This is a genomic window from Kutzneria sp. NPDC052558, from assembly GCF_044547355.1.
Classification (GTDB): Bacteria; Actinomycetota; Actinomycetes; order Mycobacteriales; family Pseudonocardiaceae; genus Kutzneria.
Genome location: NZ_JBIUAG010000002.1, coordinates 264240 through 278868 on the forward strand (window position 1 = coordinate 264240; position 14629 = coordinate 278868).

Annotated in this window: 14 protein-coding genes; 3 read left to right on the top strand and 11 right to left on the bottom strand. The window is 69.6% G+C overall.

Translation table 11 applies throughout. The features are described 5' to 3' along the window. Positions 1–30: 30 nt before the first annotated feature. Together ACIG5F_RS04195 and ACIG5F_RS04200 are read right to left on the bottom strand one after the other, a co-directional pair. Entirely contained in the window at positions 31–786 is a 756-nt protein-coding gene (locus ACIG5F_RS04195) for an isocitrate lyase/phosphoenolpyruvate mutase family protein (protein ID WP_396515918.1), read from the bottom strand. Next, positions 783–1262: a carboxymuconolactone decarboxylase family protein gene (locus ACIG5F_RS04200; RefSeq protein ID WP_396515919.1), complete on the bottom strand. Its 480-nt coding sequence runs from the start codon at positions 1260–1262 to the stop codon at positions 783–785. Before ACIG5F_RS04200 ends, ACIG5F_RS04195 begins: the two co-directional genes overlap by 4 nt. A gap of 47 nt (positions 1263–1309) precedes the next feature. Between ACIG5F_RS04200 and ACIG5F_RS04205 the strand changes: the two genes are divergently transcribed. Next, positions 1310–2701, top strand: a complete 1392-nt coding sequence (locus tag ACIG5F_RS04205) for a PLP-dependent aminotransferase family protein (RefSeq protein ID WP_396515920.1) — start codon at positions 1310–1312, stop codon at positions 2699–2701. Here the strand turns inward: ACIG5F_RS04205 and ssuE are convergent. The 7 genes from ssuE to ACIG5F_RS04240 form a co-directional block, all read right to left on the bottom strand. Beyond that, positions 2698–3252: an NADPH-dependent FMN reductase gene (ssuE, locus tag ACIG5F_RS04210; RefSeq protein WP_396515921.1), complete on the bottom strand. Its 555-nt coding sequence runs from the start codon at positions 3250–3252 to the stop codon at positions 2698–2700. The two genes, ACIG5F_RS04205 and ssuE, sit on opposite strands and share 4 nt — an antisense overlap. A gap of 513 nt (positions 3253–3765) precedes the next feature. Beyond that, the gene (locus ACIG5F_RS04215) at positions 3766–4632 is read right to left on the bottom strand and encodes an oxygenase MpaB family protein (RefSeq protein WP_396515922.1); all 867 of its coding nucleotides are present in this window, start codon (positions 4630–4632) and stop codon (positions 3766–3768) included. A 100-nt stretch (positions 4633–4732) separates the two neighbouring features. After that, positions 4733–5434, bottom strand: a complete 702-nt coding sequence (locus ACIG5F_RS04220; RefSeq protein WP_396516373.1) for a FadR/GntR family transcriptional regulator — start codon at positions 5432–5434, stop codon at positions 4733–4735. Between the two features lie 19 nt (positions 5435–5453). After that, a complete protein-coding gene (locus tag ACIG5F_RS04225) occupies positions 5454–6221 on the bottom strand; it encodes a 3-oxoacyl-ACP reductase (RefSeq protein ID WP_396515923.1) in 768 nt (255 codons plus the stop codon). Positions 6222–6224: 3 nt separating this feature from the next. Next, complete coding sequence (locus tag ACIG5F_RS04230; protein WP_396515924.1) at positions 6225–7589, bottom strand: aldehyde dehydrogenase family protein; 1365 nt, start codon at positions 7587–7589, stop codon at positions 6225–6227. Beyond that, on the bottom strand, positions 7586–8296 hold the full coding sequence (locus tag ACIG5F_RS04235) for a gamma-glutamyl-gamma-aminobutyrate hydrolase family protein (protein WP_396515925.1): 711 nt from the start codon (positions 8294–8296) through the stop codon (positions 7586–7588). The genes ACIG5F_RS04230 and ACIG5F_RS04235 overlap by 4 nt, the downstream gene beginning before the upstream one ends. Next, positions 8277–9623 (bottom strand): glutamine synthetase family protein, encoded by a 1347-nt coding sequence (locus ACIG5F_RS04240; protein ID WP_396515926.1) that lies wholly within the window; start codon positions 9621–9623, stop codon positions 8277–8279. The genes ACIG5F_RS04235 and ACIG5F_RS04240 overlap by 20 nt, the downstream gene beginning before the upstream one ends. A 264-nt stretch (positions 9624–9887) precedes the next feature. On the opposite strand from ACIG5F_RS04240, the gene ACIG5F_RS04245 reads away from it, so the two are divergent. After that, positions 9888–10991 (top strand): 3-deoxy-7-phosphoheptulonate synthase, encoded by a 1104-nt coding sequence (locus ACIG5F_RS04245; protein WP_396515927.1) that lies wholly within the window; start codon positions 9888–9890, stop codon positions 10989–10991. 646 nt (positions 10992–11637) lie between these two features. Continuing rightward, entirely contained in the window at positions 11638–11982 is a 345-nt protein-coding gene (locus ACIG5F_RS04250; RefSeq protein WP_396515928.1) for a cupin domain-containing protein, read from the top strand. Here the strand turns inward: ACIG5F_RS04250 and ACIG5F_RS04255 are convergent. Beyond that, on the bottom strand, positions 11954–13252 hold the full coding sequence (locus ACIG5F_RS04255) for a tetratricopeptide repeat protein (RefSeq protein ID WP_396515929.1): 1299 nt from the start codon (positions 13250–13252) through the stop codon (positions 11954–11956). The genes ACIG5F_RS04250 and ACIG5F_RS04255 overlap by 29 nt on opposite strands. Positions 13253–13391: 139 nt before the next feature. Next, positions 13392–14621, bottom strand: coding sequence for a response regulator transcription factor (locus tag ACIG5F_RS04260; RefSeq protein WP_396515930.1), 1230 nt, complete (start codon positions 14619–14621; stop codon positions 13392–13394). Positions 14622–14629 lie beyond the last annotated feature (8 nt).

Here is a 14629-nt window from a genome sequence, read left to right on the forward strand (position 1 = left end):
GCGGGGCGACCACAGGCGCCGCGCGGGCCGTCAGCGCAGGCCGGCCAGCAGGTCCCGGACCGCTTGCAGGCTGGCCCGCCACACGCCGGTGGCCAGGCTGATCCGGGCGACGCCGAGGTCGCCCAGCTCGCCGATCGTCGGACCGGTCGGCCGGAACATGACGTTGACGGGGAAGTCGACCTGGCGGACGAACTCGGCGATCAGCTCCGGATCGGCGAGCATGATCGGGTAGATGCAGTCGGCGCCCGCGTCGCGGTAGCGCTTGGCCCGTTCGACGCCGTCGGCGAAAACCTCGCCGTGCCGGCCCGGGTCGTCGGCGCGGACGAACACGTCGACCCGCGCGTTGACGACCAGCGGCACGCCGGCGGCATCGGCTGCCTTGCGGATCCGGCCGATGCGTTCGGCCTGCCACTCCGCGGCGCGTAGACCGCCGGCGGTGTGATCGCTGTCCTCAATGTTGACGCCGACGGCGCCGGCCCCCAGCACGGCGGCGACCAGCTCATCGGCGGGGAGGCCGTATCCAGCCTCGACGTCGGCGGTGACCGGGAGGTCGACGGCGTTCGCGACCCGGCGAACGGCGGCGAAGATCTCGTCGGCTGGGGCCTTCTCCCCGTCGGGGAAACCGAGGCTGTTGGCGACCGCGCTGCTCGAGGTGGCGACAACCGGGAACCCGGCCTCGGCGACCAGCCCCGCGGTCGCCGCATCCCAGACGTTCGGCAGCACCAGCGGATTGCCCCGCTGGTGTCGATCGCGCAGCGTCTTGGCGTGCGCGGCGAGCCCGCTCACTGCGTGCCTTCCAGCGCCGGCGGCTGGTTGCGGCTGATGACGCTGATCCGGTTCCACGCGTTGATCGTGGCGATCAGCATCACGATCTGCGAGAGCTCGGCCTGGCTGAACTGCTTCTCGGCCTCGGCCCACGTCTCGTCGCTGACACCGCCCTCGGCGAGCAGCGTGCCCTCCTCGGTCAACGCGAGCGCCGCCCGCTCACGGGCGGTGTAGAAGGACAGCTCGCGCCAGGCCGACAGCGCGTAGATGCGTCGCTCCTGCTCACCGTGCTTCTTGCGGGCATCGGTGGCGTGCATGTCCATGCAGAAGCCACAGCCGTTGATCTGGGAGGCCCGGATCTTGATCAGCTCGGCCAGGATCGGGTCGATGCCGTCGTGCGAGGCGTTGCTGACCAGCAGCATGGCCCGGTAGCTGGCGGATGCCTCCTTCGCGACGTTGATGCGGGGCAGGTGGGTCACGTACTCGTCAGAACTCACGCCGACGACGCTAGCCCGGACCTGGTCCACTCGTATGATCCAGTTTGATGCCGAATTCATGGACCAGTGGCGGCCACGAGCTGCACCTCGACCTCGAGCCGGGCTTCGGCCGCCGGGCGGCTCTCGAACGGTCGCTGCGGGAGGCCATCCGGTCCGGCCGGCTGGCCGCGGGCACCCAGCTGCCGTCATCCCGGGCGTTGGCGACCGACCTCGGGCTGTCCCGCGGCACGGTCGTGCAGGCGTACGAGCAACTGCTCGCCGAGGGATACCTGACGAGCCGGTCCCGAACGCACACCGAGGTGGCGGCCGTGCCGGGAACACCAGCTCGCACGCGATCGAGAAGTTCGACGAACTTCTCGGTCCGGTACGACCTGGTGCCCGGCAACCCGGATGTCAGTCAGTTCCCCCGATCGACGTGGGCGTCGGCGCTGCGGCACGCGGTCACCTCGGCCGCCGACGAATACCTCCGCTACGGCGATCCGCGTGGTCATCCGGCCCTGCGCCGCGCGTTGGCCGACTACCTGGGCCGCGTGCGTGGTGTGCGCATCAGTTCACAAGCAATTGTCGTGTGTACTGGGTTCACAAACGGATTGCGGCTGGTCGCCACCGCGCTGCGCGAACGCGGCGGCCGGGCGATGGCGGTGGAGGACTTCGGCCTGCCGTTCCATGTCGACGCGATCGAGCAGACCGGCCTTCGGACGGAAACCGTCCGGCTCGACCACGACGGTCTCGTCGTCGACGAAATCCCGAAAACCGACGGAGTGCTGGTGACCGCCTCGCACCAGTTGCCCTGGGGCACGACGCTGCACCCGGCCCGCCGGGGGGCGCTGGTCGACTGGGCCCGCGACAACGACGCGATCGTCGTCGAGGACGACTACGACGGCGAGTTCCGATACGACCGTCAGCCGATCGGGGCAATCCAGGGTCTGGCCCCCGAGCATGTCGTCTACGCCGGCACAGCCAGCAAGTCGCTGGCCCCGGCCCTGCGCCTGGCCTGGCTGGCGGTGCCGGACCGGCTGATCGAGCCGATAGCGAAGGTCCGTCAGCTGTCGGAGCGGGAGTGCCCGATCTTCCAACAGCTGGCGTTCGCGCACCTCGTCGACAGCGGTGGACTCGACCGTCACCTTCGACGAATGCGCACGCACTACCGGAAACGTCGGGACCACCTGCTGAGCGCGCTGGCCACGTCCGTGCCGACGGTCCGGCCCATCGGGATTGCCGCCGGCCTGCACGTCACGCTGCTGCTTCCCGACCGAACCCGCGACGAGGACATCCAGGCCGTTCTCGCCGAACACGGCGTCGGCGCGCATTCGCTGACCAGCTACGCGCGGCGCCGGTCGGCGCCGCCCGGGCTGGTCATCGGCTACGCCACTCCCCCGGGCCACACATTCCCGGCCGCAGTCCAGGCGCTGGTCGCCGCCCTGACCAAACTGGTCTAGGCGGTGCGCTGGTACGGCAACGCCGTGGTCAACGCGTGCCGGAACTCCTCCACGATGTCGGTGAACACGTGCTCGACGTCCGGGTTGATGGCCAGTCCGCCGTCGGCGTCGATCTGGAGGTCCCGCTCCAGCAGGAAGTAGCTCTGGATCACGTGCCGCGGCGCGAGCGACTGCACCACCGGGCGCAGTCCGTAGTCGAGGGCGAGCACGTGGGCAAGGCTGCCACCGGTCGCCAACGGCAGCACCGTCTTCCCCGACAGGCCGAACTGCGGCAGCAGGTCGAGGAACACTTTCAGCAGCCCCGAGTAGGCGGCCTTATATGTAGGTGTGGCCAGCACCACGCCGTCGGCATCGGCCAGCGTGGCCGCGGCCCGGGCGATGTCCGGGTCGGAGGTGTCGGCCGCCAGCAACGGGCCCGGTGGGAGGTCGCGCAGCCTCAGGTGTTCGGTGACCAGCCCAGCGCCGGCCAGCCGGTCCGCGACGTAATCGGCCACGCGTGCGGTCTTGGAGGTGCGCGACGGACTTCCGGAGATGACGACAACAGCGGGCATCACGGCTCCTGGACTGCTGGTGGACGGACAGGACAAATGCGGCGGCCGACCCTTCAGCCGACAGTCAGCCCCTCTGCCGGCGGCCAACCCCTGGGCCGACGGTCTGCTCCTCGGCCGACGAACTTCTCGCCACCGCCGACTTTCCGGCCGACCGACGAAGTGCCGGCCGACCAACTGCCGGACAATCGACGGACAGCCACTCCGCCGCCGAACTTCCGGTCAGTCGACGGGCGGCCACTCCGTCAACGAACTTCCGGACAACCGGCGGGCGGCCGCTCCGCCGCCGAACTTCTCGATTTCGACGAAAACCACCGGTCCGGTAGGTGCGCCGGGTCGAGGAGCCGCCAGCCGGCGGTGCTAGCGGCGGGATCAGCGGCGACACAGTGCACTGCACACGTGGCAGAGGTCCACGTGCCGCCTGGTGCGGAAATCATCTGACTGCGCCACACCATCGACGCTAGGTCAGGCCGGCGACCACCGACAAGGTCGTCCCATGGGGTGAAAACCGACTGTTCAGTCGACCGGCAGGGACTTTGTCGACGGCCGGACGACGGCGCCGAGGCGGCGCATCGCCTGTGGCACGTATCCGTGCGGCGACCGCCACCGAACCGGCTCGGGCACGAGCAGCGCCGCCGCCCGGACGGCGCGGAGCATCGCGGTGCTGGCGGACGGCGAGTAGGCGCTGTGTCCGTGCAGCCGGATCGCCCAACGAGGCAGCAGCGAGTACGCCAAGTGGGCAACCGCTCCTTCGTAGATCGGCAAGCCGAGGCCCAGCACGCCGGACAACGGCGGCTTGTGCAGGAACTCGTAGACGATCTCGGAGTCGGCGCCGGGCCGGAGTTCGCCGCGGATACCGCGCAGGTAGGCGGCCATCTGGTCGGTCGAGCCGGGCACCTCGTCCGGGTCGAGACCGACAAGTGCGGCGGAATGGCGTTGTTCGTCGAAATAGTGGTCGGCTTGCGCTTTCGTCAGACGGAAACCGGCCCGGCGGACGACGGACAGGAACATCGCCACCTCGGCGCAGTGCACCCACAGCAACAGGTCGGGCCGGTCGATGCGGAAAGTCCGGCCGGTCGCCGGGTCCTTGCCACGCAGGCTGCGGTGCACCGCGCGGACCTTGGCCGCACCGGCATGCACCTCTTCGAGCGGTGCGTACGTGCTCATCCCGACGAACCGGGCGGTGCGCATGAGTCGACCCAGCGGATCCTGGCGGAAATTGGAGTTCTGCACCACGCCGGCCGCCGCGAGCGGGTGCAGCGACTGGAGGAACAGGCTGGTGATGCCGCCGAGCCACATGGCGGGGTCGGCGTGCAGGTGCCAGGTAACCGAATTCGGGCCGACCAGGCCAGGGTCGGCCTCACTCCACGGCGCAGCGCTCACCGTTCGAAGTTACGCCGTCGCGGGGCCGATCCGAACCGCCAGCTCGGTGGCCGAAGGCGAACGCGGTCACTCGGCGCGCCATATGGTGAACAGCGGGTGTTCAGCCCAGGAAGCCCCTGAGCAGCGACGCGGTGCCATCCAGATGCTCGGCCATGGCCCGCCGGGCGGCCGGCGCGTCGCCGGTGAGCACGGCGTCGACCAGGGCCGCGTGTTGCCGGTTGGAGTGCTCGATGTTCTTGGGCAGCAACGGGATTCCGTCGAGCAGCTCGTTGAGACGCATCCGCACGTCGGCGACCGCGGCGGTGAGCGAGGGCGACCCGCTGATCTCGGCGATCGCCAGGTGCAGCCGGGAATCCTTGCGGCGGTACTCCCCCAGCCCGGCGACCTCGCACTCGGCCAGCCGAGCCCGCAGGTGCGCGCACTCGTGCTCGGTCAGTTCTCGGGCGGCCGCGAACTCCGCCGCGCCCGTCTCCAGGACGGCCCTCAGGGTCAGGGCATCCTCAAGATTGTCCACATGGGACGCCATGGCCGGAACGGTGTCGGGTGGCGCCGTGCACACAAAGGTCCCGCCGTACCGGCCACGGCGGGACTCGACAAAACCGGACTCCTGCAAGGCATGCAGCGCCTCGCGCAGCGTCACCCGGCTCACGTTCAGCCGGGTGGCCAGGTCACGCTCCGCGGGCAGCCGTTCGCCCGGCGGCACGACGCCCAGCTTGATCGCCTGAAGCAGTCGTTCCACCGTCTCCTCGAACGCGTTGCCCGTCCGGACCGGACGGAACAACGCGTCGCCGGCCGAGTCGATCACTGCCGGTCCACCACGGCTATTCCGGCGTCACATAGGCGCCGGAGATGCCGCCGTCCACCAGGAACTGGGAACCCGTCATGAACGACGAGTCGTCACTGGCCAGGAAGGCGACCGCGGCAGCGATCTCCTCCGGCTCGGCGAACCGGCCCATGGGGATGTGCACGAGCCGGCGGGCAGCCCGCACCGGGTCCTTGGCGAACAACTCCTTGAGCAGCGGGGTGTTCACCGGCCCCGGGCACAGCGCGTTCACCCGGACGCCCTGCCGCGCGAACTGGACGCCCAGCTCGCGCGTCATCGCCAGCACGCCGCCCTTCGAGGCGGTGTAGGAGATCTGCGAGGTGGCGGCGCCCATGACCGCGACGAACGAGGCCGTGTTGATGATGGATCCCTTGCCCTGGGCCAACATGTGTGGCAGCGCGTACTTGCAGCACAGGTACACCGAGGTCAGGTTGACGTGCTGGACCCGTTGCCACGCCTCGAACTCGGTGGTGAGGATGGAGTCGTCGTCGGGCGGCGAGATACCGGTGTTGTTGAAGGCGATGTCGAGCGAGCCGTAGGTGTCGACGGCCTGCTGGAACATCGCCTCGACCTGACCGGCGTCGGTGACGTCGACCTTGACGAACAGGCCGCCGACCTCCTTGGCGGCCTGGGCGCCGGCGGTCTCGTCCACGTCACCGATCACGATCTTGGCGCCCTCCGCCGCCAGCCTGCGCGCCGAGGCGAGCCCGATCCCGCTGCCACCACCGGTGATCACCGCCACCCGGCCGGCCAACCGTTCTGCCACTGCTCACTCCTCCGTCGCGATGAACACGTTCTTGGTCTCGGTGAACGCGGCGACCGCGTCCGGACCGAGTTCCCGGCCCAGGCCGGACTGCTTGTACCCGCCGAACGGGGTCCAGTAGCGGACCGACGAGTGCGAGTTGACCGAGAGGTTGCCGGCCTCGACGCCCCGGGCGACCCGCAGCGCGCGGCCGACGTCCCGGGTCCAGATGGAGCCGGACAGGCCGTACTCGGTGTCGTTGGCGATCCTCAGCGCGTCGGCCTCGTCCTCGAACGGCAGCACCACGACGACCGGCCCGAAGATCTCATCGACGACCGTGCGGTCCTTTTCGGACGGTGGCGTGAGAACCGTTGGCGGGAACCAGAACCCGGCACCTTCGGGGGCGCTGCCGCGGAAAGCGACCGGGGCGTCCTCGCGCACGTACGAGGCCACCTTGTCGCGGTGCGCGGAGGAGATGAGCGGGCCCATCTCGGAGTCGGCGCTGCCCGGGTCGCCGACCTTGACCCCTTGCACCGCCGGCTCCAGCAGTTCCATGAACCGGTCGTAAACACTGCGCTGGACCAGGATTCGCGAACGGGCGCAGCAGTCCTGGCCGGCGTTGTCGAAAACGCCGTAGGGTGCGGTCGCGGCGGCACGCTCGATGTCGGCGTCGGCGAACACGATGTTCGCGCTCTTGCCGCCGAGCTCGAGCGTCACCCGCTTCACCTGCTCGGCGCAGCCGGCCATGATCTGCTTGCCGACCACGGTCGACCCGGTGAACACAACCTTGCGCACCGCCGGGTGCGTCACGAATCGTTGCCCGACAACAGATCCCTTGCCGGGCAACACCTGGAAGACATCGTCCGGGATGCCGGCGTCCCTGGCGAGTTCGGCGAGCCGGATCGCGGTGAGCGGCGTCAACTCGGCCGGCTTGACGACAACGGTGTTGCCGGCGGCCAGCGCCGGCGCGAAGCCCCAGGCCGCGATCGGCATCGGGAAGTTCCACGGCACGATCACACCGATCACGCCGAGCGGCTCGGCAAAGGTGACGTCGACGCCCCCGGCGACCGGAATCTGCCGGCCGAACAAGCGTTCCGGCGCGGCGGCGTAGTACTCGACGACATCGCGCGCGTTACCGGCCTCCCACAGCGCGTTGCCGATGGTGTGGCCGGAGTTGGCGACCTCGATCCGAGCGAGGTTCTCACGGTCGGCGTCGATCGCCGCGGCGAAGCGACGCAGCAGCCGGGCCCGATCGCCCGGCGCGACGGCCTTCCACGCCGGCAACGCCGCCTGGGCGCGGGCGATCGCCGAGTCGGTCTGCTCCAGCGTGGCCAGCTCGACGGCGCCGACCAGTTCCTCGGTCGCCGGATTGATCACATCGAAGGTGGTCACTTCCCGTTCCCCGCTCTCGCCACCAAAGCCTTGAACAGCCGCACTTCCGCGTCCTGTTCGGGATGCCACTGCACGCCGAGCACGAAGTCGGCGCCCGCCAGCTCGACCGCCTCCACGACCCCGTCGGCCGACTTCGCCGTGATCGTCAGCCCGTCGCCGAGCCGGTCGACGGCCTGATGGTGCGAACACGACACGCTCGCCGCACCGCCGAGAATCTCGCCGACCGCGCTGCCCGGCGTCATTTTCACGTCGTTGCGACCGAACTGGCCGACCGCCGGCCGGTGCGCCGGCGAACCCGTGACGTCCGGGACGTGCTGGGTAAGTGTGCCGCCCAGCACGACGTTGAGCACCTGCATGCCTCGGCACACGCCGATCAGCGGCAGGCCCGCGGCCAAGGCGCTCTCGACCAGCGCGAACTCCGTCTCGTCCCGATCCGGCCGCAGGCCAAGGGTTTCGGGATGCGTCGACGCGCCGTAGCGGGCGGGATCGACATCCGCTCCGCCGGCGATCACCAGTCCGTCCAGAAAGGACACATCGGAGAACCCCAGTGGCGGCACCAGAACCGGGTTACCACCGGCCGCCGCGACCGTGTCGACGTAGGTCCGCGGCAACACGGCGGCGTCCAGATCCCAAGGGCCGAAACGGGTTCGTTCGATGTAGGTGGTGATGCCGATGACCGGTCGGCGGTCAGAGCCGTTCGAAGCCACGTAGACGCTCCCAGTCGGTGACGGCGGAGTCGAACGCGGCCAGTTCGATCCGGGCCGCGTTGCAGTAGTGGTCGACGACGTCCTCGCCGAACGCGTCGCGGGCGATCGCGCTGGCCGCGAACAGTTCCTTGGCCTCACGCAACGACGACGGCACCGTCGGCTTGTCGGAGGCGTAGGCGTTGCCGGACAGTTCTGGTTCCAGGCTCAGCTCGTTGTCGATGCCGTGCAGACCGGCCGCGATCAACCCGGCGACCGCGAGATAGGGGTTCACGTCGCCGCCCGGCACCCGGTTCTCGATGCGCAGGCCCGCGCCGTGGCCGACCAGACGCAGCGCGCAAGTCCGGTTGTCGCTGCCCCAGGCCACCGCGGTCGGCGCGAAGCTGCCGGGCTGGAAACGCTTGTAGGAGTTGATGTTCGGCGCGAACAGCAGCGTCAGCTCGCGCAGGCCGGCCAACTGGCCGGCGATGAACTGCTGGGCCGTGGTGGACATGCCGTGCGGGCCGTCACCGACAAAGGTGAGGTCGCCGTCCGTGCCGCGCAGGCTGATGTGGATGTGGCAGGAGTTGCCCTCGCGCTCGTTGTACTTGGCCATGAACGTGAGGCTGCGGCCCTCCTGCGCGGAGATCTCCTTCGCACCGGTCTTGTAGATCGAGTGGTTGTCGCACGTCGGCAACGCCTCGTCGTACCGGAAGACGATCTCGTGCTGGCCGAGGTTGCACTCCCCCTTGGCCGACTCGACCATCAGGCCCGCGCCGCTCATCTCGTTGCGAATACGGCGAAGCAGCGGCTCGATGCGAGAGGTGCCGAGCAGCGAGTAGTCCACATTGTACTGATTGGCCGGCCGGAGGTCCCGGTAGCCGAGGTCGTGCGCCTGCTCGTAACTGTCGTCGAAGACGATGAACTCCAGCTCCGTGCCGACGAACGCAGCGAGCCCGCGCTCGGCGAGCCGGTCCAACTGGCGGCGCAGGATCTGCCGCGGCGACACCGTGACCGGGCTGCGGTCCTCCCACTCGACGTCGCACAGCACCATCGCGGTGCCCGGCAGCCACGGCGTGAGCCGTAACGTGCTCAGGTCCGGCCGCATCACGAAGTCGCCGTAGCCGCGTTCCCACGACGACATCCGGTAGCCGCCGACGGTGTTCATCTCGACGTCGACCGCGAGCAGATAGTTGCAGCCCTCGGTGGCGTGGTCCAACACCACGTCCAGGAAGTAGCGGGCCGCGCAGCGTTTGCCCTGTAGGCGGCCCTGCATGTCCACGATCGCGACCAGGACGGTGTCGACCGTGCCGTCCTCGACCAGGTCACGCAGTGCGTCGACGGTGATCACGGGGACCGCCCTTCCTCGCCCGGCTCCAATGGACTGATCCTGACCCATTGCACGGCCGCGGTCAACATGCGCTAGTGTGGAGCCGTGCGTTGCTATCCGCGGTTTAGCGAGCCGGCCCTGGGTGGGCCCGGCGGCGACCACGTGCGCTGACCACGGAGCACCCAGAGCCGTTAAGGCAGAGGCGATTCGCCTCTGCCTTTTGTTTTGCCCCAGACACAGGGCAGGCCGGCGGGAATCTCCGGCGGTCTGCGGAGAGGAAACGCCATGTCCACCCACAACCAGCGCATCGTCAGCTCGCGGCCGATGGTCTCGCCCGCGCTGCTGCGGGACGAGGCCCCGCTGACCGACGCCGGCGAGGCCGTCGTCGTGCAGAGCCGGACCGCCGTCACCAACGTGTTGAACGGCGACGACGACCGGTTGCTCGTCATCGTCGGGCCGTGCTCCGTGCACGATCCCGTGGCCGGCCTCGACTACGCGCGCAGGCTGGCCGCCCTGACCGCCGAACTGTCCGACGAGCTGTGCGTCGTGATGCGGGTCTACTTCGAGAAGCCGCGCACCACGCTCGGTTGGAAGGGCCTGATCAACGACCCGCGGCTGGACGGGTCGTACGACGTGAACCATGGGCTGCGGATCGCCCGGCAGCTGCTGCTGGACATCCTCGCGGTGGGGCTGCCGGTGGGCTGCGAGTTCCTCGACCCGATCACTCCGCAGTACATCGCCGACGCCGTGACCTGGGGATCCATCGGCGCTCGGACCGCGCAGAGCCAGGTGCACCGGCAGCTGTGCAGCGGGCTGTCGATGCCGATCGGGATCAAGAACTCCACCGAGGGCGACGTGCAGGCGGCCGTCGACGCGGTGAAGGCGGCGGCGTCCAGCCACGTGTTCCCCGGCATCACCGACGACGGCCTGGCCGCGATCTTCTCCACCGCCGGCAATCCCGACTGCCACGTCATCCTGCGCGGCAGCGGCGCCGGGCCCAACTACGACCGGGCCAGCGTCGAGCACACCGTCGACCGGCTGGCGAAGTCCGGGCTGCCCGAACGGGTGATCGTGGACGCCAGCCACGGCAACAGCGGCAAGGACCACCTCCGGCAGCCGCTGGTCGCCGCCGACATCGCCGCACGGATCGCCGGCGGGGAGACCGAGGTGGTCGGCATCATGCTGGAGAGCTTCCTGGAACCGGGGCGGCAGGAGCTGGTGCTGGGGCACGCCGAGGACCTCGCCTACGGGCAGAGCGTGACCGACGCCTGCATGGGCTGGGATGTGACGGAGTCCGTGCTCCGCTCCCTCGCCGACGCCGTCGGTCAACGGCGGGCTTCGCGGTCGGTCGGAGCTGCGGCGTCGAATTCCTCGATTGCGACGGCCTAGCACTTCGTCGTCGCGAACCTCGATTTCGACGGCGAGCCGCTCCGCCGCCGCAGCTCCCCACCGCGAGGGCCGGGCAGTTCGCCGCCGCAGGTCCCAACTGCGACGGCCGAGCGGCTCGTTGTCGCAAATCCCAACTGCGACGCCCGGGCGGTTCGCCGTCGCCGAAGTCGAGTGCGACGACGAAGCGGCTTCTCACCGCCGATCCCACCTGCGACAGCCGAGCGACCCGTCGCCGCCGAAGTCGACCGCGACGACCGAGTAGTTCGTCGTCGCGGATCCCCACCTCGGCGGCCGGGCGGCCCGTTGACGCGGAGGTCGACTGCGATGGCGAGGGTGCCTTCCGCCGCGGATGGCAACCGCGTGGGCCTGGCACTTCGTCGCCATGGAGGCCGAGTGCGGCGGCCGAGCAGTTGGTAGGCGTAGGGGTGGAGTGCGTCCATGTGGTGGTCGTGGTCGCCGGTCGCATCACGTTCGATGTGGGCGGGTGTCCGCCCACCAATGTTGAGAGGTTGACAACAGTGGTCAATAGTTGATTTGGCTGTCAAGCATTGACCACTGTGGACTCGACTGGATCTGGTTGACGAAACTTGAGCAAGTGTCGGCTCGGCCAACGGTGCACACGTGGGCGTAGGGCTTGGAGGTCGTGGTGAAGGACGAACTGGAGTTCTTCGACGTCGAGACTGTGCCGTGGCAGCCGGACCCGGCGGCACCGGGAGTCAGCGAGCGGGTGCTCAGTCGGGAGGCGGACGGTGCGGTGGGCACGCGGATCGCGCGCTGGGCGCCGGGCACGGAGACGTCCGGCGTGATCCGGCACGACTACTTCGAGGAGGTTCTGCTGCTCGAGGGCTCACTGCACGACATCACCCTGGACCGGACGTTCCGGGCCGGACACTTCGCCTCGCGCCGGCCCGGCATGCCGCACGGTCCATATCGGACCGTGGACGGCTGCACCATGATGGAGATCAGGCACCGGGCAGTTGACGCATCTTGAGCTGGTTGTACGGGGAATCGGGTCGAACGCTGATCCGCTCCCCGATCAGCGTGCGGGCCTGCCCGGTGCGACCGGCGCGAATGGCGGCCTCGACGAGCGTTCGCTGCATGACGTCTCGTTGGGCATGGCTACCGCCGAACTCATGCACGTGTCGGCGGATCGGCCAGAGCAGGTCTACCGCCTCGGCGTAGCGGCCGCGGCCGAAGGCGAGCAGCGCTTCGCAGATAGGCAGGCCAACCCGGGCGGTCATGGCGATATTGGTTGCCGGAGCGGCCTCGGCGACGTAGCGACGACGGTCGGCGATGAGGTCCGCGGCGAGGTCGTCCTCACCGGCGGCGACGTAGGACATGACGGCGTGCATGTCGTTGAACGCGTTGAACGGCACCGTCATGCGCGGCGGCCAGGTCGCGGCGAGTTTGGCCCAGCGGTCGCCAACCTCCTCGCCCAGCAGGTGCAGTCGCCACATCAGGCTGGCCGCGTTGACCACCTCGGTGATGGTGGACTCGTCGGTGGGCGCGAGCCGCTCGTCGTAGATATCAAGCGCCTCACGGTGGCGGCCAGCCTCCAGCAGGAACAGGCAGTAGTGCCACCAGATGTGCACGCGAAGCAAATTGCCGCGGTCCCAGTCCGGTCGGCGGTGCTCCAGCATGGCGATGCCGTCGTCATAGCTGGCGCGCATCTCGTGGGTGTGGCCGACGGCGTGAATGCTCCAGACGTCGGCGGCGTCGAGTTCCATCGCCCGCAGTCCGGTCTGTTCGGCCAACTCCCAGTGGCCGCATTCCTCCAGGCCGAACGCGTACATGCCGAGCAGATTGGCATAGTGCGGATCCGCAGGGCTCCAGGCCGGCAGCGCACCCCCGATCCGGTCACGCAGAGAAGTGGCGTTCCCGGTGAGGAAGTCGATCTGGTGGCCGACCGCGAGGGCCAGTGCGTCGCGGGGCTGCTCCGCCGTCAGGTCGGCGAGCAGTGCACCGGCGGCGTGCAGATCGCCGTCGAGCAGGGTGGCGGCGGCTTCCGTGTGCAGCCGTTCGCCATCGGTGAGGTCGCCGACGCGCTGACGAAATTCGGCGAACTTCTTCGCCGCCGGCGGCACGTACTGCGGGTCGGTGCTGAGCACCGCCAGGTACACACGCATGGCGTTCGCCGTCGGCAGCAGTGGGTCCTCCGTCACCGCGCGCTCGGAGCGTTCGCCCACATCCGTGCGGAAGTGCAGCAACGAGTCGACGGCCCCGTCCAGTTCGTCGACCGCGGCGGCCGTCGCGGCGTGCACCGAGATTCCGTGCTGGTCCAGACGCATTCCGCGACGATACGGCCACCTCGGAGGTGCCCGGACCACCGTCCACAGGTTGAGCGCGGGGTCAGGTGGTCGAGTGCAGGGTTATAGGTGCGGGGTTTGAGATTGGGGCCGCTCAGAGCAGCCCGAGCTGGGCGGCACGGACGCCGGCCTGGAAGCGGCTGCGGGCGTCGAGGCTGAGCATGGCGGCGGCCATGTCGTTGCGGACGGTCCGGACGCTGACGCCGACCTGGCGGGCGATGGCGTCGTCGGTGAGGCCGTCGGCCAGCAGGCGTAAGACCTTGTGGTGACGGGGCGTTGGCTCGGCCGGCGGCTGGTGACGACGGACGCCGGGGCTGCCCTTGCCCCAGATCTGGTCGGCGAGCGCGCAGAGTGGCGCGACGGAGGTGGCGCTGCGGTGGACGACCGCGTGGTCGCCGGCGACGACCATTGCGACGGATCGGTCGACCAGCACCATCGTGGTCGGCAGGGTCGGCACGATCCGGGGTGCGGCGCCACGCGTGCGTAGCCACATGGCGTGAGCTGCGACGCTAGGCGTGCGGATCAGTTCACCGCGCCAGACGAGCCGGAGTTGAGCGCCGCGACGGAGCACGGCCTCGGCGATCGGAACCGCGAACTCGTACGAGCCCGTCCGGTACTGGCCACTGAGGATCACGACCTCGCGCCGCGCGTTGGCGACAAGGTGCTCGGCGAACGAGTTCATCTCGTCCAAGCCGTCGAGCCGGTCCGGTCCGGGCGGCCGATGGCTGGCGATGAGCTGAGCGATCGACAGCGCCTGCGGCCGGGCGTCGCCGGCACTGAGCCCCCACACCCGGCTTGCGGCCAGCGCAGGCAGCGCCAGTGCCGGATCGACCGCGCGGACAGCTCCGCTCTCCTCGGCCGAGGCCGCAAGCAGGCCGTCGGCGCGGAGCTGGTCAACGACGGCGGTGAGTCCACCGACATCGAGCTCAAACGGTGCGCTGCCGAGGCCAACCTGGCCGAAATCGCTCCGACCGGAGCCGACCTGCGCGAGACCAAGCTGACCTGCGCCGACCTGATCGGGGTCGGCCGAAGCGGGACCTGCCGGAGCAGCACCCGCCTGATCGAGGCTGGAGTCGAGCAGGCCGTGACCTGGGGCGATCCGGTCGTGGTCGGAGACCGAGGGACTGCTGTCCCGGCCGGACTGGTTGGGGCCGGAATCGAAGGGGTTGTTGGGCGGGTCGAATCGGGGGTGGACGGAGTTGAGGGGGGCGTGGCCATGGTCGAGGTTGAGCTGACGGGCCAGGTCGGAGAGCCGCCATCGGACGCGCGTGAGTGCCGTCCGATAGACAGCCTCGGTGACGGCGTCGAGACCCAAGCCGCTCACAACCCACC

Excerpts from the sequence above, each read along its gene's own strand:
- ACIG5F_RS04205 (WP_396515920.1), top strand. The coding sequence starts at position 1,310 with ATGCCGAATTCATGGACCAGTGGCGGCCACGAGCTGCACCTCGACCTC.
- ssuE (WP_396515921.1), bottom strand. The coding sequence starts at position 3,252 with ATGCCCGCTGTTGTCGTCATCTCCGGAAGTCCGTCGCGCACCTCCAAG.
- ACIG5F_RS04245 (WP_396515927.1), top strand. The coding sequence starts at position 9,888 with ATGTCCACCCACAACCAGCGCATCGTCAGCTCGCGGCCGATGGTCTCG.